The sequence below is a fragment of the Burkholderia sp. Tr-862 genome, from assembly GCF_011753085.1.
GTDB classification, from domain to species: Bacteria; Pseudomonadota; Gammaproteobacteria; order Burkholderiales; family Burkholderiaceae; genus Burkholderia; species Burkholderia ambifaria.
This window is the reverse complement of sequence record NZ_VWWG01000054.1, coordinates 1-25,985: the sequence shown is the minus strand read 5'-3', so window position 1 is coordinate 25,985 and position 25,985 is coordinate 1. Positions and strand designations below refer to the sequence as shown.

Here is a 25,985-nt window from a genome sequence, read left to right as displayed (position 1 = left end):
TAGGAACCGTCGTGCGCCGGCATCGCATCGACCCCGATTTGCAACCAGCCGTAACCACGCGCACCAACGCGCGAGGATACAGATCGCTTTCATGCGAATGACAGGCGGATTAGCCCCCGCAAGAGAAGAGCATCGCAGCGGCGTCGCGGCCCGGCCCATGAAAAAAGGGCGGCTCATCGCCGCCCTTCGTTTCAGCGTCCCGCGCCCGCCAGCGGCGCGACGGTTGCAGCCGGCTCGAACAATGCATCCGCCTGCCTGACGCGCACGAATCGCGCGGCATCTTCCCCGTCCACCAGCGCACGGAAATGCGCTTCACCGCACGCGAGCTTCGCGCGCTCGTGCTCGCTCGTCACGTCGCCATCGGCATTCGGCGTATCGACGACGAAATACAGCCGCTCGCCGCCATCCTGCTCCGCGAGCACCGCCCAGTCCGGGTGATAGCTGCCGAGCGGCGTCGGCACGCGGAACCACGCGGGCAGCTTCGCGTACAGCTTCACGCCGTCGTGCGCTTCCAGTGCATCGGCGAATGCACGCTCCGCGTCGGTCTCGCACACGACGGCCTCGTGGATCGACTTGCGCGCATCGGGACGCAGGTTGCGCAGATAACCGGTCAGCGCCTCGCTCTCGAACGATTCGAGCGCATGCACGTTGCGTTCGCCGAGCCTGCGGTACGCGATGCCCGCGACCAGCGCGAGCCGCTTGCAGCGGTTGATCGCATCGGCGGCCAGCGCGATGAACTGCTGCGGATTCACGCGGAAATCGTCGAGCCGGCCGCTGTCGGCCAGGATCGTCGCGAGCGAGCGGCGCGTGAGCTGCGTGCGGTCCTGCAGCTCGGTGAGCAGGTCGGGCAGCGGCAGCTCGCCCTCGTCGATCAGCACCGTGCCCGCGCCGGCCACCTCGACCGCCTCGATGCCGGCCTTGCCGATGTCGATCTCGGCCTTGCGCCACTGCAGCCGGGCGCGCGCGATGTCCGGCGCGTCGCGCAGCGCGGCCGTGCAGTCGCGCACGAGCTTCGCGTTGTCGAACGCGACGCTGTACACGGTGCGGTGGCGGATACGGTCCCACAGTGCGCGGAAGTCGTCGCCGAACACGACGGCCTTGCCCGACGCGTCGCGGCGCAACGCGATCGCGCGCCGCTCGTCCGCATTGCGGACGGCGAAGCGGCCCGACAGCTTGCGCAGCGTCGCAACGATCGGCGCGCGCAGCGTCTCGAACGCTTGGGGCAGCACGAGCGCGCTCTGGCGCAGCGCATCCTTGAGCCGATCGAGCACCTTGCCCTGCGCGTCGACGTAGCCCTGTTCGTGCAGATGCGCCCACAGTACGCGCGACAGCTCGATGCCGAGCGCATGCGCGGGCCCGTCGCCTTCCTGCACCGGCAGCGCCGCGAACTGGTGTTCCTCGACGATCCCGAAGCGGATGCCCGTATCGGCCTCGATTTCCTTCTGCAGGTTCTCGGCGAACGACTCGTAGCGCTCGGTCGCGATCACGGTCAGCGTGTTCACGCCCGGGTCGCGCACGCGCTCGCCGTCCTGGTCGACGGCGAGGCGCAGCCCGCGGCCGAGTGTCTGGCGACGCTCGCGTTCGGTCTGGATGTCGCGCAGCGTGCAGATCTGGAACACGTTCGGATTGTCCCAACCTTCCTTCAGCGCCGAGTGCGAGAAGATGAACTTCAGCGGCGTGTCGAACGACAGCAGCGCTTCCTTCTCGCGCATGATGAGGCCGTACGCGCGCTCCGCGTTCTCGCGTGCGGCGGCGCTGCTCTCGCTCGTGTCGGTCCAGCCGCCCTTGCGGTCGATCGAGAAGTAGCCGTTGTGCGCGCGTTCGACCTCGAGCGCGACGTCGACGCCGTCGAACAGCGCACGGTAAGCCGGCACGCGGGCCGCACGCGCATATTCCTCTTCGAAGATCAGCGCATAGTCGCCCTTCACGGGCATCCCGTTCTCGTCGTAGCGGCGATAGCGTTCGACCGAATCGACGAAGAACAGCGACAGCACCTTCACGCCGCGCTCGGCCAGCCGCAATTCCTTGTCGAGATGCTCGCGGATCGTGCGGCGGATCATCTCGCGCTGCACGGCGAGCGTGTCGATGTCGCCGAACGCCTCGCCGAGCGACAGGAACGCCTCGCCTTCCGGATGGCGCAGCTCGACGTACTCTGCGCCCTTCACCGCATGGACTTCGCCGACGCGCAACCCCGCATACAATGCGCGCTTCGTCAGGCGTTCGAGATCGTCGCCGTCGGTCGCCGATACGATCTGGCGCTTCACGCCGGCCGCGGTCGCGACGTCCAGCTCGATGCGCGCGCTGATCGCGCCGCGCCGGTTCGACACGCCGACGAGCCGCACATACGGCTTGTTGTGCGCATCCTCGACGATCGCCGACGCGATCTCGATCTGCTTGACGAGCTTGCGCTCGTACGCATCGACCGCGTCGAGCCGGTACACCATGTGATGACGGTCGACGTGCGTCGCCGAATAGCGCAGCGTGCAGAGCGGCGCCATCGCGGCGAGCGCTTCGCGCCCGCGCCCTTCGAGCCCGCCGTCGACGCTCTGCGGCTCGTCGACGATCACGATCGGCCGCGTCGCGCGGATCAGGTCGATCGGCTTCTCGCCGCCGGTCTTCTCGCTGTCCTTGTAGAGGTTGTTGATCTCCTTCTTGTTGATCGCGGCAACCGTCATCACCATGATCTGGATCGCCGCGCTCGCCGCGAAGTGGCGCACCTGGCCGAGCTTCGCGGAGTCGTACAGGAAGTAGTCGTACGGCACGCCCGCATACAGCGCGCGGAAATGGTCCTCGGTGATCGACAGCGTCTTGTGCACGCCTTCCTTGATCGCGATCGACGGCACGACGATCACGAACTTCGTGAAGCCGTAGCGGCGGTTCAGCTCGAAGATCGTGCGCAGGTACACGTAGGTCTTGCCGGTGCCGGTCTCCATCTCGACGGTGAAGTCGCGCGAGCCGGGCAGGCCGGACGGCGGCAGCCCGCCGCGCAGCTGCACGTCGGCGAGATTGCGCGCGAGCGCGTCGTCGGTCAGCGACAGCCGGTTGCCGACGCCTTGCTCCGACACCGCGAAGCCAAGCGAGCCTTGCGCGGCGGCCGTCGTGCCGGGCGCGGCGTTCGCGAGCACGCTGAAGTCGCCGCGATACGATTCCTGGCCGCGAAACAGGTCGCAGACGGCGTCGATCGCCTCGCGCTGGTAGTCGAGATCCGCTTCGAAATGCAGCCGCATCACAGGCTCCGCACGCGCTTCACGCCGTGCTGCTCGAGCAGCGCGGCGAGATTGAGCTTCGCGACGTCGTCGACGAAGCCGCTGTCGCGGAACAGGCACGTGACGTCGCGCGTCGCACCGGTCGCATCGAGCAGCTCGACGATGCCGTCCGAGAGCGGGCCCGCGTCGTCGCGCGAAATGCGCGCATCGAAGCACGCGACGATCGAGCGGCCGATCAGGTGCACGGTCTTGCCGGCGACCTGGTGATGCTCGACCGGCGTGCACAGGTCGAGGCCGAGCTTCAGCGTCAGCTCGGCGAGCAGGTCGTCCTCGCTGCGGCCGGTCTTCACGTGCTCGACGGACGCGAAGAGCGCGTGGTCGAAGTCGTCGCGGCGCGGATCCCACTCGATCACGTTGGTCGTGTCGAGCCGGTACACGCGGAAACCGAGGTCGCCATAGCTTTCCGGATAGTCGCGCGCGACCTGCTGCGCGGCGCGGCGCAGGCGTTCCTTCGTGATTTCGGCGAGCGTCGTCGGCTTCTTCAGCTTCGCGCAGAAATCGGCGGCCGCGAGCTGCGTCTTGTCGCGCCGGTCGAGCGTCTCGGGCAACTGCACGAGGATGTAGCGGCGCGCGCCGCCGTCGGTCGCGTTCACCTGCATCACCGCGTGGCCGGTCGAGCCGGAGCCCGCGAAGCAGTCGAGCACGATGTCGTCGCCGCGCGTGCACCAGCCGATCACGGCCGCCGCGAAATCGACCGGCTTCGGCTGGTCGAACGGGATGCCGAGCGTCTTCAGCAGCGCGTCGTCGGAGCCGGCGAACGGCAGCACCGACGGCACGTTCTCGTACATGTTCTCGTCGAGGTAGTAGATCCGCTGCGGCTGCGTGGTTTCATCCGGGCCGAATTCGATCTGGCCGCGCTCGATCAGCGCCTGCATCGTCGCGGGCGGATTGCGCCAGCCGCGGGCCGGCATCGCGCACGGCTTGCCGGTGACCGGGTGGATCAGCGGCGTGAAATACTCTTCGGGCGCCTTCTTCTTGTTCGGCCACGCCATCGACACGAGGCGGTACACGCGCCCGTCGGCCGACAGACGGTCGTACATCACCTCGCCGCCGGACAGGTTGGTCTGCGCCTTCATCCACGCGCGGTAGGCCTTCTGCGCGTCCTTCGCGTTGCCGCTGCGGTACACCGCGTCGTGCGCGGCGTCGAGCATGCGCTGCGCGTTGCGCTTCGGGCGCTTCAGCGGCGCCTGTTCGAGCAGCGTCTCGGCATTGCGCGCGAACAGCACCAGCGATTCGTGCTGGTACGCGACGCCGCGCGCATCGCCCTTCGGATTGCGCTTGTCCCACACGGCCACGCCGAGCTCGTTCTCCTCGCCGAAGATCTCGCGCAGCATCAGCACGAGCGCATGCACCTCGTGCTCGTCGATGTGCACGGCGATCAGCCCTTCGTCGGACAGCAGCGCGTGCGCGAGCTTCAGGCGCGGATACATCATGTTCAGCCAGTCGGTGTGGAACCGGCCGTTCGCCTCGGTATTGGTGCTGCGCTTCACGCCGCCGTCGGTCTGGCCCGTCATCGCCAGGTAGTGGCGGATGCTGTCGCTGAAGTCGTCCGGATAGACGAAATCGCTGCCGGTGTTGTACGGCGGGTCGATGTAGACGAGCTTCACCTTGCCCGCGTAGCTCTTGTGCAGCAGCTTCATCACGTCGAGGTTGTCGCCCTCGATCACGAGATGGCGCGTGTCGTCCCATGCGACGCTGTCGTCGGGGCAGGGGCGCAACGTGCCCGTCGACGGCGTGAGCGCGGCCTGGCGCGCGCTGCGCTTGCCGTGCCAGTGGAAGCCGTAGCGCTCGTCGGCGGCGCCGACGGTGCGCTCGCCGACCAGCGCCTTCAGCACGTCGACGTCGACCGACGCGCCGTCCGGGCCTTCGGTCACGAGTTCGGGGAACAGCGCCTTCAGGCGCGCGACGTTGTCGGCGGTGAAATCCGTCGACATCGCCTGCGGGCTCGCCGCATCGAGTTTCTGCATCGTTTTTTCCATCGGAGCCCGGCCGCGTGCGCCAGGACGTCGGGCGCACTCACGGCACCGGCGGCAATGGCCGCCCGGGCAAACCCGAAACGCTAGCGAGTCGGTCGGCGCAGGTCAAGCACCGATGTGATGCGATCGTGCGCGCATCGGCCGCGATCGCCCGCCCCACGGGCCGCAAGCGGCTTCGGAGCGGTTGCCGGCGGGCGTTCGGCGGTGCCTGCCGCGCGGGCTGAAAACGAGTGCCGAAAACGACGAAAAAAAGGGCACGGTCGGCGCAGTGCGCCGGCGTGCCCGCATGGAGAATCCCGGATGGAGGGTAAGGCGGGGCCAGACGGCCCCGCCCGGATGGCCGTCCCCGAGGTCAGAAGCGCGTGCGGATGCCCGACGTGAGTTCGAGCTGGTTTTTCGCGCCGAACGTCGACGCCACCGTGTAGCCGCCGTGCAGGCGCATGTAGTCGCCTGCCAGGTACACTTCGGTACGCTTGCTCAGGTGGTAGAACACCGACCCGTAGATCGTCTCCTTGAAGCCGTTGGCGACACCGTTGGTCAGGCTGAACGCGCCGAGGTTCGCGTTCGGCGTGAAGCCGTCGGCGTTGTTCGCGGCGTTCTTGATGCGCATCTGCTGGTAGCCGAGCTCGTAGTCGAGCGCGCCCTTCGGCGCGACTTTCACCGACACGGTCCACGAATCGTCGTGACGCTGGCCGAGCGAGCCCTGGTCGCCGTTGTAGCGGAAGTAGCCGGCGTTCAGGCGCACGATGCTGAACGTGTAGTTGCCGCCGACCGAGAACGTCTGGTTCCTGAAGCCGTTGTGGTTCACGTGGTTGTAGAAGCCCGACACGTTGAACGGGCCGCCGTTGTAACCGAGCGCGGCCTGATACGCGGAGCCGGTCGCGAACGAGGTCGAGTTGCTGAACTGGTAGCCGGCGCTCGCGAAGATGCCGTTGCTGAACAGCTTCTTCCACGCGAGGCCGTTGTTGTAGCGCGTGCCGGTCGGGCCGGCCGCGTAGAAAATCATCTGCTTGAAGTTGTTCGAGTTGGTCCAGCCGCCTTCCTCGGTTGTCAGCTTCGCGGTGCCGTACGCGTCGCCGTAGATCGTCGCCGCGTCGCGCGCGATCGTGTTCTGGAAGCCGGCCGTCAGCTTGCCGAAACGTTCGTCCTCGACGCCGACCCACGCGTCGCGGTCGAAGATCTGGCCTTCGTCTTCCATCTGGCCGTTCGCGACCACGAATTCGCTTTCGAGGCGGAAGATGATCTTCGTGCCGCCGCCGATGTCTTCAGCGCCTTTCAGGCCCCAGCGGCTGCCGCTGAACCACGGCTCGCCTTCGTTGCCCATCCCGATCACGTGTTTGCCGTTCGCGTCGGCGTGGGTCCGGTAGGTCGGAAAGCTCAGGTCCATCAGGCCGTAGAGCTGCACGCTCGATTGCGCATGCGCCTGGGTGCCGGCGCACAGGCCAGCCGCGGCGATGGAAAGGGCAAGGGTTTTTCGTTTCAAGATCGTCTCCTCCGAGCTGCCGAATTGAAATCTGTTCGTTGGCAGTACGTAATGTATGCCGGATGTTGCCGACCACAGCGAGAGGGCCGACGCATAGCATCGTAGAGGGTGCAATCCTTCACGCCGCTTTCCCGGAGGAAAGAATCGGATCGGTGAAAACACCGAACGCGCAATAATCGCGGATCGGGCAGACAGGCGAGCGCGAGCCCGACGGACAGCCGGCGGGCCTGCGACGCGTTTCGTGCTACGAACCGGTTTTCAGCGGCAGGGCGGTAGCCACCGTCAGTCCTGCGCGCTCTTCGCGCGCAGGATATAGCCGAGCCCGCGCAGCGTGATGATCTCGGCCGTGCTGCCCGCAAGATGCTTGCGCAGCCGGTGGATGTAGATGTCGATCGCATCGGCGCTCGGCTCGTCGTCGAGCGCGAACACGCTGTCCATCAGCCGCGCCTTCGACACCGTCTTGTTCTGCTGCAGCATCAGCGTTTCGAGGATCGCGTGCTCGCGGCGGCGCAGCGCGAGCACCGCGTCGCCGCAGCGGAATTCGCGCGTGCCGAACGCATAGACGAGATCGCCGCACACGAGCTGCGTCGTGGCGACGCCCGCCTGCCGGCGGATCAGCGCGCGGATCCGTGCAACCAGTTCGCGCGATTCGAACGGCTTCACCACGTAATCGTCGGCGCCCGCGCCGAAGCAGTCGACCTTGTCGTCGACCGAACCGTGCGCGGTCAGCATCAGCACCGGCACGTTGTCGTTGCGGCGCCGCAGCCGCGCAAGCACTTCCTTGCCGCTGATGCCGGGCAGCCGCATGTCGAGCAGCACCGCGTCGTAGCGCTCGGTCTTCAACACCGTGTCCGCGCGCTCGCCGTCGCCGACGCAGTCGACCGCGAAATCCTCGCCGCGCAGCAGGTTCACGATCCAGTGCGCGAGTTCGGCGTTGTCTTCGACCAGCAGGAGTTTCATGACGGCATCTCTTCAATCAAAGGCGGGCAGCCGCACAGTCACGACGATACCGCGATTGCCGGGCCCCGGCGCGAGCATCACGCTGCCGCCGTGCGCCTGCGCGATCTCGCGGACGATCGCCAGGCCGAGGCCCGAGCCTTCGGTGTCGGCCGCCACGCGGTAGAACCGCTTGAACACGTGCGGCCGCGCTTCGGCCGGAATGCCGGGGCCGTTGTCGACCACGTCGAGCACGACCGCGCCGCCGTCGCGCCGCGCGACGACCGTCACGCAGCCGCCCGGCTGCGTATAGCGCACCGCATTGTCGACGAGGTTCATCACCAGCGCGGTCAGCAGGCTGTCGCTGCCCGCGACGTCGAGCCGTTCGCCGAGATCGGCGCCGAGGTCGATGTCGCGCCGCTGCGCGAGCACGATCGTTTCCTCCAGCACGCTCGACACCACCGCGGCGAGATCGACGCGATGCGTGAGCAGCGTCGGCGGCGTCGCTTCCGCATGCGCGAGGAGCAGCAGCTTGTCGGTCACGTCGGCCATCTTGCGGCTGCTGCGCTGCATGCTGTCGAGCACCGACGCGAGGTCCGGATCGCCGTTGCCGCGCTGCTGCGCGTACTGGATCTGCGTGTCGAGCACCGCGATCGGGGTGCGCAGCTGGTGCGCGGCGTCGGCGATGAAGCGGCGCTGCGTGGCCGTGTGCGTATTGAGCCGCGCGATGCACTGGTTGATCGCGTCGACGATCGGCCGCAGCTCGTGCTGCAGCCGCTCCGGGCGAATCGGCTCCAGCTCCATCGGCCCGCGGTCCGCGACGTCGTCCTTCAGCTTCATCAGCGGACGCAGCTCGAGCGTGAGGCCGAGATAGACGAGCACGATCGCGAGCACCAGCATCAGCGACAGGCGCATGAGCTGCGGCCGCCAGATCGTCGCGACCATCGCGTCATATGAGCGCGTCGTCTTCGCGACGACCACCGTGACCGTCTCGACCTGCCCCTCGTCGTAGAGCTGCCGATCGTAGGCGGCCGCGCGCAGCGGCAGGTCGTCGAGCGTCGTCGCGTACAGCGTCGGGTCGACACCGTGCCGGGCAGGGACCTCGAGCGCCGGGTTGCCCGCGAGCAGCCGGCCGTGGCCGTCGATCACCTTGTAGAACACCGAGTCGCGCGACGGCGATTCGAAGATCTCCAGCGCGGCCGGCGGCACGTCGGCGACCGGCAGCCCGTTGCGCCATTCCACGTCCTCGCCGATCGTGCGCGCCGACGCGACGAGCGCGCTGTCCTGCACGAGCGCGGCCGTGCGCCGAGCGGTGTCGTACGACATCGCGCCCGCGATCAGCACGAAAGCCGCCAGCGGCAGCAGCAGCCACCACAGGAGCCGCCCGCGCAGGCTGTGCGCCATTCCTTCTCCTCAATGCCGAACCGCGCCGGGGCAACCGGCGCGGTTCGGGTGTGTCATCCGATGCGTGCGCGGCTCAGAACGCGGCGGGACGCCACTTCAGCAGCCGCTTCTCGATCCAGGTCAGCAGGTAGTCGGCGGCCAGCGCGACCACGGCGAGCACGATCATCGCCGCGAACACGCCGCTTGCGTTGAATGCGCCCTGGGCGGTGGAGATTAGCAGGCCGATGCCCTGCTTGGAACCCAGGAATTCGCCGACGACCGCACCGACCAGCGCGAAGCCGAAGCTCACGTGCAGGCTCGCCAGAATCCAGCTCAGCGCGGACGGAATCACGACCGCCGTGGTGATCTGCCGGCGCGACGCGCCGAGGATCTGCGCGTTCGCGATCAGGTAGCGGTCGGCTTCGCGCACGCCCTGGAACGCGTTGCCGAACACGACGAAGAACACCATCACGACGGCCAGCGCGATCTTCGACGCCATTCCGAGGCCGAGTGCGATCACGAATATCGAACCGAGCACGACGCGCGGAATCGAGTTGGCGATCTGGATGTACAGGCCGAACACGTCGGCCATCAGCTTGTTGCGGCCGAGCACGATCCCGCAGATCACGCCGGCGACCGAGCCGATCACGAAGCCGATCCCGGTTTCCTCGAGCGTGACCCATACCTGCGTGAGCAGCGGGCCTTGCGACGTGCCGTTCACGAACCAGTCCTGGATCTGCTCGAAGATCAGCGACGGCATCGAGAAGAAGAACGGGTCGATCCATTTCAGCCGTGCGGCGAGTTCCCAGCCGCCGAGCACGACGACGAGCACGGCGATCCGCAACGTGACGATCAGGTTGCGCCGGCGGCGCAGCCGGCGTTGCGCGGCGCGCTCGTCGTCCTCGAGCGTCGTCGCCGTAAGGGCGGTAGTGGGAAGCGTCATGTCGGTCATGCTCCTGTCCTTGCTGTGTGTTGCCATGGCTGCCGTACGGTCAGCCGATCTGCACTTCTTCGCGCAGGTCGTGCCAGATGTCCTTGGAAATTTCGACGAAGCGCGCGTCGTAGCGCACTTCCGACATGACGCGCGGGCGCGGCAGGTCGATCTCGTACACGCGCTTGAGCGTCGCGGGGCGCGCGGTCAGCACGAACACGCGGTCGGCGAGTGCGATCGCCTCCTCGAGATCGTGCGTGACGAACACGACCGAGCCCTTGTTCGCGGACCACAGCTGCAGCAGTTCGTCCTGCATCAGCGTGCGGGTCTGCATGTCGAGCGCGGAGAACGGCTCGTCCATCAGCAGGATTTCCGGCTGGTTGATGAAGGTCTGCGCGAGCGCGACGCGCTTGCGCATCCCGCCGGAGAGCTGGTGCGGGTAGTGCTTCGTGAACTTGTCGAGGCCGACCTTGCGGATCCATTCCTCGGCCTGCGTGTACGCGACGTCCTTCGAGCGGCCGCGAAACAACGGGCCGGCCGCGACGTTGTCGATCACGTTGCGCCACGGGAACACGGCGTCGGCCTGGAACACGAAGCCGATGCGCGGGTCGATCCCGTCGACCGGGCGGCCCATCACGCGCACCTCGCCCGACACCGGCTTGAGCAGCCCGGTGATCAGGTTCAGCGTGGTCGACTTGCCGCAGCCGGTCGGCCCGACGATCGCGATGAACTCGCCGCGCGCGACGCTCATGCTGAAGTCGCGCAGCGCGACGGTGGCCTTGCCTTCCGGCGAAATGAAGCGGCACGACACATTGCGAAACTCGATCGCCGGTGTGCTCGGGGAAACTGCCTGGTTCATCGCATTCGTCCTGCGGGTGAAGAGGGCGCCGCATCGTGGCGGCGCCGGGCCGGTCAGCCGGGCCGGAACGGGGAGCGCACGGCGGCGGGATCGCCGCCGCGGGCGCCGGTACCGGGATCGATTACTTCGCGTTGACGAAATCGTTGGTGTAGGTGCGCGCCAGGTCGATGTGCTTGCCCTTCACCGACGGGTTGAACGCCGACAGCACCTTCAGCACGGTCGTCGGGCCGTCGGCCGGCATCTTCGCGTCGGCGGTGTACATCGGCAGCGACGCCTTCAGCGCGGACACGTACAGGCCCTTGTCCTTCTGGTAGTCGGCCGGCATCTTCGCGGCGATTTCCTCGGCGCTGTGCGTGTGGATGAACTGCATCGTCTTCGCGAACGCGTGCGCGAGCTTGGTGGCTTCCGCCTTGTGCGAATCGGCCCAGGCCGACTGCACGTACAGGCTCGCGGCCGGGTAGGTGCCGCCGAGCGCGGCGCGCGTGCCCTCGAGGGTGCGCATGTCGACCAGCACCTTCGCGTCGCCCATCTTTTCGAGCGCGGACACGGTTGGCTCGGTCGTCATCCCGGCGTCGATCCGGCCCTGCTTGATCGCGGCGATGAAGCTCGCGTCGGCGCCGACCGGCAGCATCGTGTACTGCGTGGACGGCACGCCGTGCTGCAGCGCCAGATATTGCGTGAGGAAGCTGGTCGACGAGCCAAGGCCGGTCACGCCGAGCGTCTTGCCCTTCGCGTCGGCCATCGACTTGAAGGTCGGCGCGGCCTTGGTCGACACCATCTCGACCTCGCCCGGAACCTGGCAGAGCACGGCGATCGCCTTCACGTCCTTGCCCTTGCTCTGCAGGTCGACCGTATGGTCGTAGAAGCCGACGACGCCTTGCACGGCGCCCGCCAGCAGCTCGTTCTCGGCGTCGACGCCGGCCGGCTGCGACAGCAGTTCGACGTCGAGCCCTTCGGCCTTGAAGTTGCCGAGCTCCTGCGTGAGCCGCGCGGGCAGGTAGATCAGCTTCGCGATCCCGCCGACCATGATCGTGATCTTGCCGCCGTCTTCGGCGAGCGCGGGGTGAGCGGCGAGCGCGCAGCTCAGGCTGGCCGCAACGGCGAGGGTGCGCAGGATGGGTCGCATCAGGGTCGTCTCCTTCGTTGTATTCGTATGGCGCGATGCTTGCTGCATCGTCTTAACGAGTATAGGGAGGCGAAACCTTCTGCTACCTTTCGCGGGCGGGCGATTCCTTTAGGGGTTTTCCAGCAAGCGGAGGCGCCAGCGGACTAGCGCCAGCCGAGCAGCACGCGCCCCATCGCATCGAGCCCCATGTCGAACAGATGCGACACGAACGGCACGAGGTTCGGGATCATCAGTTGTACGAGCAACAGCCCGACCAGCATCGTGACCGGAAAGCCGATCTGGAAGATGCCGATCTGCGGCGCCGCGCGGTTCAGGATCCCGAGCGCGAGGTTGGCGATCAGCAGGGCCGCGACCACCGGCAGCGCGAGCAGCAGCCCCATCTCGAACACGGTCGCGCCGAACGCGGCGAGCGTGCGCCAGCCGGGCGCGTGCAGCAGGTCGCCCGACACAGGCAGCGTCTGGAACGACGCGGCCAGCGCCGCGAACACCTGCAGGTGGCCGTCCACCGCGAGGAACGCGAGCATCGCGATCGCGTTCAGGAAGCGGCCCATCACGGGCGTCGCGCCGTTCGAATGCGGGTCGAAGAAGGTCGCGAAGCCGAGCCCCATCGACAGCCCGATGAAGTCGCCGGCCGCCTCGACGGCCGCGAACACGAGCTGCATCGTGAAGCCCAGCGCGACGCCGATCAGGAACTGCGTGACGACGATCCAGATGCCTTGCGCGGAGAACACGGTGACGTCGGGCATCGCGCCGAGCGTGGGCGCGACGACCAGCGCCATGAACGCGGCGATGCCGATCTTCGCGCGCACCGGCACCGCGGCATGGCCGACCACGGGCGCCGTCGCGACGAGCGCGAGCATCCGCACGAACGGCCACAGGAAGGCGGTCAGCCAGCCGTTGAGCTGCGCGTAGGTAACCGAAAACATTGGGGCGGAACGGAGCCGGGCGCGCCAGTCAGCCGGCGCCGAGCGTCGCGACGTGTAGCAGGGTCTGCCGCAGGTAGTCGAGCATCGTCGTCAGCATCCACGGGCCGGCGATCACGAGCGTCGCGGCCACCGCGAGCAGCTTCGGGATGAACGACAGCGTCGATTCGTTGATCTGCGTCGCGGCCTGGAACAGGCTCACGACGAGGCCGACCGCGAGCGCGACCAGCAGCAGCGGGGCGGCGAGCAGCAGGCCGACCATCATCGCCTGGTGCGCCAGCGTCATCACCTGTTCGGGCGTCATCGCGCGTTTCCTCCGCTTACGTGAAGCTCTGCGCGAGCGAGCCGATCAGGAGCTGCCAGCCGTCGACCAGCACGAACAGCATCAGCTTGAACGGCAGCGACACGGTGGACGGCGACACCATCATCATCCCCATCGACATCAGCACGCTCGCGACGACCATGTCGATGATCAGGAACGGGATGAAGATCGTGAAGCCGATCTGGAAGCCGGTCTTCAACTCGCTCGTGACGAACGCGGGCACCAGCAGCGACAGCGGCACGTCTTCCGGGCCCTGCATCGGCGCGGCCTTCGAGATCTTCGCGAACAGCGCGAGATCGGTCTCGCGGGTCTGCTTCAGCATGAAGGTCTTGAACGGCGCGACGCCGCGCCGCACGGCCTGCTCCATCGGCATCGAGCCGTCGGAGAACGGCTTGTAGCCGTCGGCGTAGGCACGGTCGAGCACCGGCGACATCACGAAGAAGGTAAGGAACATCGCGAGGCCGACCAGCACCTGGTTCGGCGGCGTCGTCGCGGTGCCGAGCGCCTGGCGCAGCAGCGACAGCACGATGATGATGCGCGTGAAGCTCGTCATCATCAGCAGCATCGCCGGCAGGAACGACAGCATCGTGAGCAGCAGCATCGTCTGCACGCTCAGCGAATAGGTGGTGCCGCCGTTCGGGCCCGGGCTCGTGTTGAACGCGGGCAGGCCGGCCGCCTGCGCGCAGGCGAGCGCGGGGGCGAGGCCGAGGATCAGCGCGGGCGCGAAGCGCGCCGCGCGACGCAGGAATTCGTGTTTCATCGGAATGCAGGTACGGAAAGAGGGCGCGACGCCATGTCAGCGGTTGTCCTTGCCGCGCCCGAAGCGCTTCGCGGCTTCGCCCGCGAGCGCGTCGCGAAACCGCGCGCCGAACGTGCCGGGCTGGCCGCGTTCGGCGGAAGGCGTACCGGCGGGAAGGTCGGCCGACGCGGGCGCCACCGCCGAGCCGGCCGGCAGCGTATGCAGCAGCCGCACGTTGCCCGGCGCGACGCCGAGCACGAGCCAGGTATCGCCGATCTCGACGATCGTCGCGCTTTCCTTCGCGCCCAGCCCGACGCTCGACACGACCTTCAGCGGGCCGCCGCGCCGCGCGGGCTGGAACCCGAAGCGGCGCGCGAGCCACGCGCAGCCGAATACGAGGCCGATCACGACCGCGAGCCCGACGAGCGTCTGCAGCACCGCGCCCACGCCGAGCGACGGGGCGGCCGAGCCGACCATCACGCTCGACGCGATGGAGCCGGGGTTGTTCACCGCGTTCATGTCGGCGGCGCCGGCCGGCGCGCACGCGAGCGACGCCGCAATGGCGACGGCAGCCGCCACCGAGGTCGCGACGCGCACGCGGCGGCCGGGCGTGACGACGTTCACCGATTCAGCTTCCGGATGCGTTCGGCCGGCGTGATGATGTCGGTCAGCCGGATGCCGAACTTGTCGTTGACGACCACGACCTCGCCCTGCGCGATCAGGCAGCCGTTCACGAGCACGTCCATCGGCTCGCCGGCCATGCCGTCCAGCTCGACGACCGACCCCTGCGCGAGCTGCAGCAGGTTGCGGATCGCGATCTTGGTGCGGCCGAGCTCCACGGTCATCTTGACCGGGATGTCGAGAATCATCTCGATGTCGTTGTGCGTCGAGCTGGCCGCGGCCTTCGACAGCGGCTGGAACACGCCGGCGCCGGTCGCGCCCGCCTGCACCGGCTGCAGGTTCTGCTCGGCAAGCGCGGCGGCCCAGTCGTCCAGGCCCTGCTCTTCCTGTGCCGCCGCGGGTGCCGCCTGCGCGGCCGCGGCCGATTCCGCGAGCGCCGCGTCGGCGAGGGCCTGCGCGTCGAGTTCGGGCGTCTGGTTCAGCTCACTCATATCCACCTTCCTTCATCGTGTCGCTCGCGCTGATCATCTTCTGCACGCGCAACGCATATTGACCATTGAAAATGCCGTAGCCGCATTCCATCACCGGCACGCCGTCGACCTTCGCGGTGATCGTGTCCTCGATCTCCAGCGGCAGCACGTCGCCGGCCCGCAGGTTCAGGATCTTCTCGAAGGTCGACGGAATCTCCGCGAGATTCGCGCTCAGCTCGACCTCGGCCGACTGCACCTGCTGCGACAGCACGCGCACCCAGCGGCGGTCGACCTCGAGCGCCTCGCCCTGGATCGGCGAGCTCAGCACGTCGCGGATCGGCTCGATCATCGAGTACGGCATGCAGATGTGCAGCGTGCCGCCCGTCGGCCCGAACTCGATCGAGAACTGCGTTACGATCACGATCTCGTTCGGCGTCGCGACGTTCGCGAACTGCGTGTGCATCTCCGAGCGCACGAATTCGAACTGCAGCGGCCGCACGCTCTTCCAGGCGGTCGCGTAGTGCTCGAACACGAGGTTCAGCAGCTTGCCGATGATCCGCTGCTCGGTGGCCGTGAAGTCGCGGCCCTCGACGCGCGTGTGAAAGCGCCCGTCGCCGCCGAACAGGTTATCGACGACGAAGAACACGAGGTTCGGGTCGAACACGAACAGCGACGTGCCGCGCAGCGGCTTCACGTGCACCAGGTTCAGGTTCGTCGGGATCGGCAGGTTGCGGGTGAACTCGCTGTACTTCTGCACCTTCACCTGGCTCACGGAGATTTCCGCCGTGCGCCGCATGAAGTTGAAGATGCCGATCCGCAGCAAGCGCGCGAAGCGGTCGTTGATGATCTCGAGGCCGGGCATCCGGCCGCGGACGATCCGCTCCTGCGTCGCGATGTTGTAGGGGCGGACGCCCGACAGGTCGCGCTGCTCGTCGACCGTGTCGGTTTCGCCCGTGACGCCCTTGAGGAGGGCATCGACCTCCTCCTGGGACATGAACTCCTGGTGGCCCATGCGCGCTCCTTTTGCGGCCGCGTTACTGGACGACGAATTCGGTGAACAGCACGTCGTCGACCTTCGCGCGCTGGTTGCCCGGCTGCGTCGGCTGCTCGATCAGCTCCCGCAGTTCCTTCGCGAGCGAACGCTTGCCCTCCGGTGTCGCGAGGTCCTCGGGATGCTTGTTCGACAGCGCGAGCAGGATCCGGCTGCGGATCTCCGGCATGCGCGCGGTCAGTTGCTCCTGCGCCTTCGGGTCGGTGAGCTTCAGCGACAGGCCGACACGCAGGTAATGCTGCACGCCGTCGTCCGACTGCAGGTTCACGGTCAGCGGGTCGAGCGGGAAGAACACCGGCGCGGCGAGCGGCGCCGGTTCGGCGGGCGCGCTCGTGTGGCCGACGCCCGCCTTGCTCAGGAACACGTACATGCCGCCCGCGGCGGCGGCGGCCGCGCCCAGCGCGATGACGGCGATGAGCGCGATGCGCTTGAACTTGCCGGACGAAGCCGGCTTGTCGGCAGTCGGGTTTGCGGTCGTGGAGGCCATGTGAATGCGTGCGTGATGTCTCGTAGCATGCATTGTTCGGCATCCGGGCCGAGCCCGATGGGCGGAAAAGAGGGGGGAATTGCGGCTATCTCAGCCAATTGTCGGCGGGTGCCGGCTCGAGGTAGGGCTGGAACGGCGGGACAACGACCGGCCCGCGCGGCTGCGGTGCGTTGGGAGGGCGGGCTGCGACGCCCGCCCGTGCGGCGTCAGATCGGCAGCAGCGACAGCAGCGGCGCGATCAGCACCATCGCGACGCCCGCGATCATCATCGTGAGGCTCGAGACAACGCCTTCCTCGCTACCGATCTCGCGCGCCTTCGCGGTGCCCACGCCGTGGGCGGCCGCGCCGAACAGCGCGCCGCGCGCGAGCCGCGTGCGCATCGGCACCAGCGCGAGCACGATCTCGCCGAGCAGCATCCCGCAGATGCCGGTCGCGATCACGAAGAGGGCGGTGAGGTCCTTCGGCGCATGGATCTTGTCGGACACGGCGAGCGCGAACGGGGTCGACACCGAGCGCGTCATCAGCGAGCGCTGCAGTTCGGGCGACAGGTGCAGCAGCTTCGCGAGCAGCAGCGACCCGCACACGCCCGCGCCGATCCCGACCGCGACGCCGACCGACAGCGACAGCCAGTGGCGGCGGATCAGCTCGCGATATTCGTAGATCGGCACCGCGAACGCGATCGTCGCCGGGCCGAGCAGCCACATCAGCCAGCGCGTGTCGCGGAAGTAGACCGAATACGGGATGCCGGTCAGCAACACGAGCAGCACCAGCACGCCCGGCACGAACACGAGCGGCGAGAACAGCGGCGTCTTCTTGTACGCGTAGAGCCGCTTCGACAAGAAATACAGGACAACCGTCAGCACGAAGCAGCCGACGGAAATCGCCGTATTTACCTGGTCGACGGACAGGCTGGACAACAGCGCAGGCATCGCGGGCTCCGGCTCAGTGGGCCGACACGGGGGCGAGGCGCGCGCGGCGGCGTTGGGCGAACACGCGCTGCGCGGCCAGCCGGCGTTCGAGCTTCGCGGCGAGGTCGACCGCGACGGCCACCGCGACCATCACGAACGCGGTGCCGGCGAGCATGACCAGCGCGATGCGCCAGCCGTCCTCCCGGAACAGCCCGCCGTACTGGACCGCCGCGACGGCGGCCGGCACGAAGAACAGCAGCATGTCGGACAACAGCCAGTTCGCGCCGTCCTTGACCCAGGCGGGCGCGACACGGCCCGAGAACAGCAGCACCAGCAGCACCGCGAGGCCGATCACGCCGGACGGCACCGGCAGACCGACTGCGCGCACGACCCAGTCGACCGCCATCCACAGCACGCCGAGCGCGGCGGCCTGCAGCACGATCCGGCCCGTGCGCGCAACGTTGCCCGCAGCGGCGGGGCGGGCGGCGGCAGTGGTGGTCGGGTGGGTCATGGCAGGCTCCATACAGATATTCCGTTGATGGTGTGAGTATAGGGTTTCCCCTAACCATAAATAAAATGACTTGTCTCTATCCTTGTCATTCCAATTCGGAATTCGCTTTGGGTTCGCCGCACCAAACTGGGGAGTAATCGATGGAATTGCGCGCACTGCGGTACTTCGTCGAGGTCGTCCGTCAGCAGAGCTTCACCGCGGCTGCGGACCGGCTGTTCGTCACGCAGCCCACCATCAGCAAGATGGTGAAGGCGCTGGAGGACGAGATCGGCTCGCCGCTGCTGCTGCGCGACGGCCGGCAGATGGTGCTGACCGACGCGGGGCGGATCGTGTTCCAGCGCGGCCAGGACGTGCTCGCCGCGCAGGCGCAGCTGCAGTCGGAGCTGAACGATCTCGGCACGCTCGGGCGCGGCGAGTTGACGATCGGCATTCCGCCGCTCGGCGGGTCGCTATTCACGCCGATCATCGCCGCATACAAGCAGCGCTATCCGAACATCGAGCTGAAGCTGTTCGAGCAGGGCGCGCGGATGATCGAGGCCGCGCTGATGTCGGGCGAACTGGAGCTCGGCGGGCTGCTGGAGCCGGTCGATCCCGGCACGTTCGAGCGGCTGCCGATGGTACGCGCGCCGCTGTGGCTCGTCGCGCCGCGCGAGTCGCGCTGGGAGGATGACGCGGCCGTGCCGCTCGCCGATCTCGCGCGCGAGTCGTTCGTGTTCTATGCGGAAAGCCTCGCGCTGCACGATGCGGTGCTCGACGCGTGCCGGCAGGTCGGCTTCACGCCGTCGATCGTGAGCCGCAGCGGTCATTGGGACTTCATGGCCGCGCTGGTGCACGCGGGCGTGGGCATCGCGCTGTTGCCGGAGCCGTACTGCCGGCGGCTCGATGCGCGGCAGTTCACGTGCCGGCCGATCGTCGAGCCGGAGATCACGTGGGCGATCGCGCTCGGCTGGCTGAAGAAGGGCTACCTGTCGCACGCGGCGCGGGCCTGGCTCGACGTCGCGCGGGCGACGCTGCCGATCGCGTCGGGCGACGACCTGGCCTTCGGGGGATTGCGGGCACGGGAGTGAAGCCGGATCGATGCCCGGCGTAATCAGACGTGCTGAATTGGGCGGGCGGGAAACTTGGCCGCCTCAGCAGCAGCCGAAAGCAGCCGGCGTGTCTCGAGCAGCAACTTCATGCGTCGCCCACGAACAGCTTGCCGATTTCGTCACTGCCCATCGAGTCGAAGTCGTCCGGGACTCGAATCTGTCCCTTCATGAACCCGATCCGGCTCGGCCTAACCGGATCCGGCGTATCGATCGGCACGACCTTGACGAGCGGCTTGCCGGCTTTCGCGATCACGAATGGTTCGCCGGCATGAACGGCTTCGTCGATCAGCCGCGACAGGTTCGTTTTCGCGTCATGCATGTTGTAGGTATGCATTGCATTCTCCAATTGAACCAAGTTCAGATCTCTCCCTGGCTTCGTTCAATGCGCCCCCGTCGCAAGATCCTCCCGTTCGCCGAAAGTACCGGCGCCGGCTTCAATGCCCCATCGCCGGCCCCGCTCCCTTTCTCGGCTTCGTGATCCACACCAGCGCCGCGAGCGCGATGAACACGCCGGCCGACAGGTGGAAGAAGTCGTTGGTCGCCATCATGAAGCCCTGCTGCGTGACGAGCTGGTTGAGCTGCGCATTGGCCGTCTGCCCGACGATCCCGAGCTGCGCGAGCGCGCCCTGGTAGTCGGTCGTGTTCTGCGCGTAGACACTCACCGATTCCGACAGCCGCGCGTGGTGGTAGATCGCATCGTTTTCCCAGAACGTCGAGCTGGCCGCGGTGCCGATCGCGCCGGACAGCGTGCGCAGGAAGTTCGACAGCCCCGACGCGCTCGCGAGCCGCTCGTCGGAAATGCTCGACAGCGTGATCGTCGTCATCGGCACGAAGAAGCATGCGACGCCGATCCCCTGCACGAGCCGCGGCAGGATCACGTGGTTGAACGGCACGTCGAGCGTAAACGTGGAATTCCAGACCGACACGCCCGCGAACACGATGAACGCGAAGCTCGCGACCATCCGCAGATCGAGCCGGTGCATGTTGCGCCCGATCAGCGGCGACAGCACGAGCGCGAGCAGGCCGACCGGCGCGGTCGCGAGGCCGGCCTTGCCGGCCGTGTAGCCCATCACCGTCTGCAGCCACAGCGGGAAGATCACGACCGAGCCGAAGAACGCCATGAAGCCGAACGAGATGATCAGCGCGCCGAGCGCGAAGTTGCGGTCCTTGAACAGCGACAGGTCGACCACCGGCTCCTTCTCGGTCGCTTCCCACACGAGCATGAACGCGAGCGACACGACCGCGATCAGCGCGAGCGCGACGATGAAGGTCGAGTTGAACCAGTCGCGGTCCTTGCCGAGGTCGAGCATCATCTGCAGGCACGACACGCCGATCACGAGCAGCGCGAGACCGACCGCGTCGATCCGCTGCCGGCTCGTCTTCGTCTCGCGGCCGCGCAGCAGGAAGTACGCGCAGGCCGCCGAGAAGATGCCGATCGGCAGGTTGATGTAGAAGATCCACGGCCACGTGTAGTTGTCGCTGATCCAGCCGCCCAGCAACGGGCCGAAGATCGGCGCGACGATCACCGTCATCGCCCATAGCCCGAGCGCGAGCCCGCGCTTCGCCGGCGGGTAGCTGCGCATCAGGATCGTCTGCGACAGCGGCACCATCGGGCCCGACACGAGGCCCTGCAGCAGCCGGAACGCGATTAGCGTCTCGAAGTTCGACGCGAGGCCGCACAGCGCCGACGCGATCGTGAACGCGAGCACCGACAGCGTGAACAGGCGCACCTCGCCGACCCGCCGCGCGAGCCAGCCGGTCAGCGGCACCGCGATCGCGGACGCGACCGAATACGACGAGATCACCCACGTGCCTTCGCTCGTCGCGACGCCGAGGCTGCCCGAGATGGTCGGCACCGCGACGTTTGCGATCGACGTGTCGAGCACTTCCATGAAGGTGCCGAGCGCGAGCCCGACGGTAAGGAGCGCGAGCGTGCCGCCGGTGAGCGGCGCGGGTTCGGCGGCAGGCGGCGTGGCGGATGCCGTGGTGGCGGACATCGGAATCTCCTAGACGCGGCGCGCGCGACGCGCCGGCACAACGCACGGGCGCGCGATACCGCGCGGCCCGGCCGGGTGGAACGGGTAAGGGGAGAGACGGAGCACGTGTCTTGTCATCTTCTGCCCAGACAGAGAAATAAGCGAATGCTTAACTTAGACATCGGGCCTCCCTCGCTCAGCGGTCCGGTTCGTCGGGTTTCGGGCAGCCGGCGTCGCCGGGCCCGTTGGCGATGAACCGCTGCAGCAGGCCGGTGAGCGTCGCGAGTTCGTCGGCCGAGAAGCCGGCGAGCTGCGCATTCAGCGCGGTCGCGATCAGCGACGGCAACGCGCGGGCCGCCTCGGCGCCGCGCTCGGTCAGCGTCAGCTCGATCATCCGGCGGTCCTGCTCGCTGCGCGAGCGCGCGACCAGGCCCTTGCGCTCGAGACGGTCGAGCATCCGCGTCATCGAGCCGCTGTCATACGACATCTTGCGCGACAGCTCGAACGGCGTGCGCGCATAGCCGCGCGACAGCAGCAGGATCACGCCGATCTGCTGCGCGGTGAGATCGTGCGGCTCGAGTGCGCGGTCCATTCGCTCGACGAGCGCCTGCCGGGCCTTGGTCAGGTAATAACCGAGGCTCGTTTCCAGGGCGATGGTGTCGGGATCGTAGAGGCCGCCGTTCATGCGATTGCGCACACAGCAACAGTGCGTTTCAGGTCAAAACGCGCCCAGTATCTTGAAAAATGATTGCTTAGTCAATATTATTTCAGTCAACCAGTTACGACGTGCATGTTGCACTGCCGGAGACTATGTTCTGATCGCTTTGCCCGCGCTGCCGGGCCCCCGAGGATGTTCGCGATGCTGTTCCTGAAAAATGCCGCCGGCGCGCTGCGCCGCAACCTGACCGATACCGCTCATCATGTGTTCTCCGGGCCGCACCGCGGCTGGAAGATCGCGCTCTACGTGACGATGCTGGTGGTACCGGGCGGATCGCTCGCGGCGCTCGGGTTCGCATGGTTCGATCATCGCCGGCAGCGCAACGCGAAGGGCGCCGCCCGCCGCACGAGCCAGCCGGCGGCAACGGAGCCGTCTACATGGCGGTCCGCCGCCGATCCCGTTCCGGTACCCGTGCGCTGCTACTGAAGCCACGCCGCTTTCGCCATCCGGACTGAACGCCGGCCGCGCCCCTCGCAGGCCGGTGCAGTCCGCGCCGCATTGCCTGCCTGTTTCTTCCGCAAGCGGTCCGTAATGGCCGGTAAACCGGCCGGCCGCGCCGGTAACACATGCGTGCCGCCGCGCGCCGTACCCTTAGGGCTGCGCGGCTTTCCCGCCGTCAGTTACCATTTGTCCGCCAGCGGCACAACGACCGCATCGCGCGACACCGCTCGCCGGCCGTCGCGCCCAGACAGGAAAACCACGATGCCGTACGCCCCCCTCCCGCGCGCCATTCGCCCGCTGAGCGCCGCCGTCGCCGTTGCGACGGCCGTGCTGCTCGCCGGCTGCGCCGTCGGGCCCGACTATCACCGGCCCGACACGTCGATCCCCGCCGCCTTCAAGGAAGCGCCGGCCGGCTGGAAGGTCGCGCAGCCGGCCGACCGGGCCGACCGCGGCCCGTGGTGGACCGTCTACAACGATCCGCAGCTCGACGCGCTGATCGGCAAGCTCAACGCATCGAACCAGACCATCGCGCAATCGGCCGCCGCGTATCGGCAGGCCCGCGCGCTCGTCGCCGAAGCGCGCGCCGCGTATTTCCCGACCGTCGGGCTGACCGCGTCGGGCTCGCGCGCACGCTCGGGGCGCACGTCCACGTCGTCGGGCTCATCGAGCTTCGGCAGCAGTTCGTCGATCAGCAACAGCTACAGCGTCGGCCTCGATGCGAGCTGGGAGCCCGACCTGTGGGGCAAGGTGAGCCGCAGCGTCAGCGCGCAGCGCGCCGGCGAAGCGGCCGCCGCGGCCGATCTCGCGAATGCGCGGCTGTCGCAGCAGGCGCTGCTCGCGCAGACCTACTTCCAGCTGCGCACGTCCGATGCGCTGCAGAAGCTGCTCGACGACACCGTGAAGTCGTACGGGGAATCGCTGAAGCTCACGCAGAACCAGTACGCGCAGGGCGTCGCCGCGCGCGCGGACGTGATCCAGGCGCAGACGCAGCTGCAGAGCGCGCAGGCCGCGTCGATCGACAACGGCGTCGCGCGCGCGCAGTACGAGCATGCGATCGCGACGCTGATCGGCGAACCGGCATCGACGTTCTCGCTGCCGCCGAACCCGCTCACCGCGCAACCGCCGATCACGCCGGTCGACGTGCCGTCCGCGCTGCTCGAGCGCCGGCCCGACATCGCGGCGGCCGAGCGTCGCGCGGCTTCCGCGAACGAGCAGATCGGCGTGGCGATCGCCGCGTTCTTCCCGACGCTCACGCTGTCGGCCACCGGCGGCTTCCAGAGCTCGGTGTGGTCGCAACTGTTCACGCTGCCCGCGCGGTTCTGGACGGTCGGCCCGCAGCTCGCGGCGACGCTGTTCGACGCCGGCCTGCGCGCCGCGCAGACCGATGCCGCCCGCGCGACCTACGACCAGGACGTCGCCGCGTATCGCCTCGCGGTACTCACCGCGTTCCAGGACGTCGAGGACAACCTCGCGTCGCAGCGCATCCTCGCGCAGGAAGTCGACGTGCAGCGGCAGGCCGTCGACAGCGCCGAGCAAGCGCTCGCGATCGTCACGAACCAGTACAAGGCCGGCACGGTCGCCTATCTGAACGTGCTGAGCGCGCAGACCACCGCGTTTACCGCGCAGCAGAAGCTCGCGACGATCTCCGGCCAGCGGATGGTGTCGTCGGTCGGGCTCGTGAAGGCGCTCGGCGGCGGCTGGGAGGCGTCGGACATGGCGCGCGAAACCGGCGAGATGGCGGCGCCCGCACCGGTGCCGGCGGCCGGTGCGGCGGCGCCGGCCGCGACCGCACCGTCGGCTGCCGCGCCGCTCGCGCAGACGTAATCGAGGAAAAAGGAGAGGGCGCCGCGCGCGTTCAGCGCGTCGCGTCGCCGAAGATCAGCGACACCTGGTTGTTGCCGATCGGACGGCCGAGCAGGTTCAGCAGCCCCGCGAGGTTCGCCTGCTGCTCGGGCGCCGCATGCGCGGTGCCGCGAAACGATCCGCGTTCTGGGCCGAAGCTGCCATGCCCGTCGAGGAACAGCGGGCCCTGCGTCGTCGACAGGTCGAGATCGGCGTCCGCTCCCTTCGCCTGCAGCACCGCGCGGTACGACCCGAGCGGCTTCACGCGAGACACGCGCGAACTCATCGAATCGATCGTCACCGTCAGTTGGCCGAACGCGTTGTTGCCGATCATCCGCCAGTCGGTCCAGCCGAGCCGCACGTCGCCTTGCAGGTCGAGCGTGTTGAACGGCGTGCCGAGCCCCGCGAGCAGCGACGCGGGCACGGCCATCGAGCCCGCCGACAGCACCGCGCCGCGCCACGTCGCGTCGAGCGTGACGGCGTCGGGCATCGCCTCGGTCTGCCGCATGTGCATCTGCACGCGCCCGGTCAGTAGCGGCCAGAAGCGCGTGGTCCACTGGACCCGCCCCGGCAACAGCGTCGCCGCGCTCTGGTCCGCGCCCGGCGCGAGCATCAGCGTGCCCGAACCGTGCCACAGCGAGCCGTCCGGATCGACGAGGTTCACGTGAGCGCCGGTCGCGCGCGCGACTTGCGGCGCGATCCACGCGGCCGGCGCGAGCGCGACGAGCGTCAGCGCCGTCGCGAGCCCGCCTGCCACTACCCACGGCACCACGGCGGCAAGCCGCCTGATCCCTGGCCTCATCGGCCGACCGTCGCTGGTTTCATCCACTGCGTCACTTCTGCGTCGAGGGTTGCATCACGGCCGTCAAGTCGACCTGGCCGTCTTCCTTCAGGCCGGTCACGTGCGCTTCGCCGACCTGCACCTTGAACTGCCGGCGCGCGTCGTCGAGCCACTGCGTCCACACCGGGAACGGCACGTTCTTCATCTGGATCTGCACGCCATTGCCGACGACCTGCACCTGCGCGCCCTGCAGCCCGTGGTCGGACAGCGACGCGGTGAGCGCGTCCTTCAGCGCGAGGCCGGTCGGCGCGACGCCTTGCGCGGCGGCCGTCAGCGACTTCGCCTCGTTGGCCTGCGCGGTCATCTGCGCGAGCTCGCTGCGCATCGTCGGCAGCTCGTGCCGGATGCGCGCGCGGCCTTCCTGCGCGGGCGACCACAGCACCGAATACGCGATCGCGACGGCCAGCACGGCACCGCCCCAGCCGAGCAGCGTCCGCTCGCGCTGCGAGCGCTCGCCCCAGAACTGGGCCAGCGTCTGGTTCAGTTGTTCGGTCTTCATGGGCGGCTCCGGATAGTCCATTTGCCGGTGCTGCTGTCGACTTCGCCAGCGAGCCCGTTGCGCGCGAGACGCTGCGGGAAATCGGGGTCGACCTTGACCTCCGGCTTGAAGCCGACGTCGAGCCGCCGGTCGTGATAATCGAGCGACGCGATTCCGTTCAGCGGCAGCGCGCCCATCGAACGCGACAGCCCGCTCGACAGCGCGAGGAAGTCGTTCGGCGACAGCTCGCCCGCCGCGAGGCGCAACTGGTCCAGCTGGCGCTGCATCTGCGCGGGCGGATCGAGCACCGTCGTGGTCTTCGGGAAGGCGGACAGCAGTGTCTCGGTGATCTGCGCGGACAGCGCATCGCGCTCGCGCGACAGCTTCCACCAGTGCAGGTTCATCCCGATCACCGCGACGGCGAGCGTTGCCGCGACGAGGGCGATCGGCACGCGCAGGCGCTTCATCGTCGCGCGGTCGAAGCGCCACGGCTGCGACTCGAATTCGAACTGGCACAGATCGAAGCGCTCGGCGAGCGCACGCCGCGCGAACGTGTCGAACGGCAGCGGCTGCGCACCCGGCAGCAGCGGGCCGTCGGTGCGGCCGACA

Annotated in this window: 26 protein-coding genes; 3 read left to right on the top strand and 23 right to left on the bottom strand. The window is 68.1% G+C overall.

The annotated features are described in order from the left end of the window. Positions 1–191: 191 nt before the first annotated feature. From F3J14_RS16920 to F3J14_RS16840, 17 genes are all read right to left on the bottom strand, one after another. The gene (locus F3J14_RS16920; protein ID WP_166723973.1) at positions 192–3,227 is read right to left on the bottom strand and encodes a DEAD/DEAH box helicase family protein; all 3,036 of its coding nucleotides are present in this window, start codon (positions 3,225–3,227) and stop codon (positions 192–194) included. Beyond that, a complete protein-coding gene (locus tag F3J14_RS16915) occupies positions 3,227–5,245 on the bottom strand; it encodes a site-specific DNA-methyltransferase (RefSeq protein WP_166723972.1) in 2,019 nt (672 codons plus the stop codon). The genes F3J14_RS16920 and F3J14_RS16915 overlap by 1 nt, the downstream gene beginning before the upstream one ends. Before the next feature lie 349 nt (positions 5,246–5,594). Beyond that, a complete protein-coding gene (locus F3J14_RS16910; protein ID WP_166723971.1) occupies positions 5,595–6,725 on the bottom strand; it encodes a porin in 1,131 nt (376 codons plus the stop codon). Positions 6,726–7,007: 282 nt separating this feature from the next. Continuing rightward, positions 7,008–7,685, bottom strand: coding sequence for a response regulator (locus F3J14_RS16905; RefSeq protein WP_166723970.1), 678 nt, complete (start codon positions 7,683–7,685; stop codon positions 7,008–7,010). 12 nt (positions 7,686–7,697) lie between these two features. Next, a complete protein-coding gene (locus tag F3J14_RS16900) occupies positions 7,698–9,065 on the bottom strand; it encodes a sensor histidine kinase (protein WP_166723969.1) in 1,368 nt (455 codons plus the stop codon). A 73-nt stretch (positions 9,066–9,138) separates the two neighbouring features. Continuing rightward, positions 9,139–9,987 carry an ABC transporter permease gene (locus tag F3J14_RS16895; protein WP_041491301.1) on the bottom strand — a complete coding sequence of 283 codons (849 nt, stop codon included), beginning with the start codon at positions 9,985–9,987 and terminating at the stop codon, positions 9,139–9,141. A 49-nt stretch (positions 9,988–10,036) separates the two neighbouring features. After that, complete coding sequence (locus F3J14_RS16890; RefSeq protein ID WP_006750416.1) at positions 10,037–10,834, bottom strand: ABC transporter ATP-binding protein; 798 nt, start codon at positions 10,832–10,834, stop codon at positions 10,037–10,039. Between the two features lie 121 nt (positions 10,835–10,955). Next, positions 10,956–11,960, bottom strand: a complete 1,005-nt coding sequence (locus F3J14_RS16885; RefSeq protein ID WP_166723968.1) for an ABC transporter substrate-binding protein — start codon at positions 11,958–11,960, stop codon at positions 10,956–10,958. A 143-nt stretch (positions 11,961–12,103) separates the two neighbouring features. Then, entirely contained in the window at positions 12,104–12,886 is a 783-nt protein-coding gene (gene fliR, locus F3J14_RS16880; protein WP_166723967.1) for a flagellar biosynthetic protein FliR, read from the bottom strand. 28 nt (positions 12,887–12,914) lie between these two features. Continuing rightward, the gene (fliQ, locus tag F3J14_RS16875; RefSeq protein WP_006750427.1) at positions 12,915–13,187 is read right to left on the bottom strand and encodes a flagellar biosynthesis protein FliQ; all 273 of its coding nucleotides are present in this window, start codon (positions 13,185–13,187) and stop codon (positions 12,915–12,917) included. A gap of 16 nt (positions 13,188–13,203) precedes the next feature. Beyond that, entirely contained in the window at positions 13,204–13,965 is a 762-nt protein-coding gene (fliP, locus tag F3J14_RS16870; RefSeq protein ID WP_011655568.1) for a flagellar type III secretion system pore protein FliP, read from the bottom strand. A 36-nt stretch (positions 13,966–14,001) separates the two neighbouring features. Beyond that, positions 14,002–14,568 carry a flagellar biosynthetic protein FliO gene (fliO, locus tag F3J14_RS16865; RefSeq protein ID WP_166723966.1) on the bottom strand — a complete coding sequence of 189 codons (567 nt, stop codon included), beginning with the start codon at positions 14,566–14,568 and terminating at the stop codon, positions 14,002–14,004. After that, on the bottom strand, positions 14,565–15,056 hold the full coding sequence (gene fliN / locus F3J14_RS16860; RefSeq protein WP_105785923.1) for a flagellar motor switch protein FliN: 492 nt from the start codon (positions 15,054–15,056) through the stop codon (positions 14,565–14,567). The genes fliO and fliN overlap by 4 nt, the downstream gene beginning before the upstream one ends. Then, a complete protein-coding gene (gene fliM / locus F3J14_RS16855; protein ID WP_012362723.1) occupies positions 15,049–16,047 on the bottom strand; it encodes a flagellar motor switch protein FliM in 999 nt (332 codons plus the stop codon). The genes fliN and fliM overlap by 8 nt, the downstream gene beginning before the upstream one ends. 22 nt (positions 16,048–16,069) lie before the next feature. Then, positions 16,070–16,606 (bottom strand): flagellar basal body-associated protein FliL, encoded by a 537-nt coding sequence (gene fliL, locus F3J14_RS16850; RefSeq protein WP_166723965.1) that lies wholly within the window; start codon positions 16,604–16,606, stop codon positions 16,070–16,072. 173 nt (positions 16,607–16,779) lie between these two features. Beyond that, entirely contained in the window at positions 16,780–17,502 is a 723-nt protein-coding gene (locus F3J14_RS16845) for an LrgB family protein (RefSeq protein ID WP_166723964.1), read from the bottom strand. A gap of 13 nt (positions 17,503–17,515) precedes the next feature. Next, positions 17,516–17,992, bottom strand: coding sequence for a CidA/LrgA family protein (locus tag F3J14_RS16840; RefSeq protein ID WP_166723963.1), 477 nt, complete (start codon positions 17,990–17,992; stop codon positions 17,516–17,518). A 140-nt stretch (positions 17,993–18,132) separates the two neighbouring features. Between F3J14_RS16840 and F3J14_RS16835 the strand changes: the two genes are divergently transcribed. After that, the gene (locus tag F3J14_RS16835) at positions 18,133–19,059 is read left to right on the top strand and encodes a LysR family transcriptional regulator (protein ID WP_006750435.1); all 927 of its coding nucleotides are present in this window, start codon (positions 18,133–18,135) and stop codon (positions 19,057–19,059) included. A 106-nt stretch (positions 19,060–19,165) separates the two neighbouring features. Here the strand turns inward: F3J14_RS16835 and F3J14_RS16830 are convergent, their stop codons facing one another. The 3 genes from F3J14_RS16830 to F3J14_RS16820 all read right to left on the bottom strand — a co-directional run bounded on the left by F3J14_RS16830 (position 19,166) and on the right by F3J14_RS16820 (position 21,741). Then, on the bottom strand, positions 19,166–19,414 hold the full coding sequence (locus F3J14_RS16830; protein WP_166723962.1) for a type II toxin-antitoxin system prevent-host-death family antitoxin: 249 nt from the start codon (positions 19,412–19,414) through the stop codon (positions 19,166–19,168). A gap of 100 nt (positions 19,415–19,514) precedes the next feature. Next, on the bottom strand, positions 19,515–21,077 hold the full coding sequence (locus tag F3J14_RS16825) for a DHA2 family efflux MFS transporter permease subunit (RefSeq protein ID WP_166723961.1): 1,563 nt from the start codon (positions 21,075–21,077) through the stop codon (positions 19,515–19,517). A 175-nt stretch (positions 21,078–21,252) separates the two neighbouring features. Beyond that, entirely contained in the window at positions 21,253–21,741 is a 489-nt protein-coding gene (locus tag F3J14_RS16820; protein ID WP_006757446.1) for a MarR family transcriptional regulator, read from the bottom strand. Between the two features lie 174 nt (positions 21,742–21,915). Between F3J14_RS16820 and F3J14_RS16815 the strand changes: the two genes are divergently transcribed. Then, positions 21,916–22,200 carry a multidrug ABC transporter ATPase gene (locus tag F3J14_RS16815; RefSeq protein WP_211080363.1) on the top strand — a complete coding sequence of 95 codons (285 nt, stop codon included), beginning with the start codon at positions 21,916–21,918 and terminating at the stop codon, positions 22,198–22,200. A 276-nt stretch (positions 22,201–22,476) separates the two neighbouring features. After that, positions 22,477–24,039, top strand: coding sequence for an efflux transporter outer membrane subunit (locus F3J14_RS16810; RefSeq protein WP_166723959.1), 1,563 nt, complete (start codon positions 22,477–22,479; stop codon positions 24,037–24,039). A gap of 31 nt (positions 24,040–24,070) precedes the next feature. Here the strand turns inward: F3J14_RS16810 and F3J14_RS16805 are convergent, their stop codons facing one another. The 3 genes from F3J14_RS16805 to gspL all read right to left on the bottom strand — a co-directional run. Continuing rightward, positions 24,071–24,859 carry a type II secretion system protein N gene (locus F3J14_RS16805; protein ID WP_166723990.1) on the bottom strand — a complete coding sequence of 263 codons (789 nt, stop codon included), beginning with the start codon at positions 24,857–24,859 and terminating at the stop codon, positions 24,071–24,073. A 31-nt stretch (positions 24,860–24,890) separates the two neighbouring features. Then, positions 24,891–25,397, bottom strand: coding sequence for a type II secretion system protein M (locus tag F3J14_RS16800; RefSeq protein ID WP_166723958.1), 507 nt, complete (start codon positions 25,395–25,397; stop codon positions 24,891–24,893). After that, a partial coding sequence (gene gspL, locus F3J14_RS16795) for a type II secretion system protein GspL (protein WP_166723957.1) occupies positions 25,394–25,985 on the bottom strand: 592 nt, incomplete at its 5' end. The genes F3J14_RS16800 and gspL, both read right to left, overlap by 4 nt.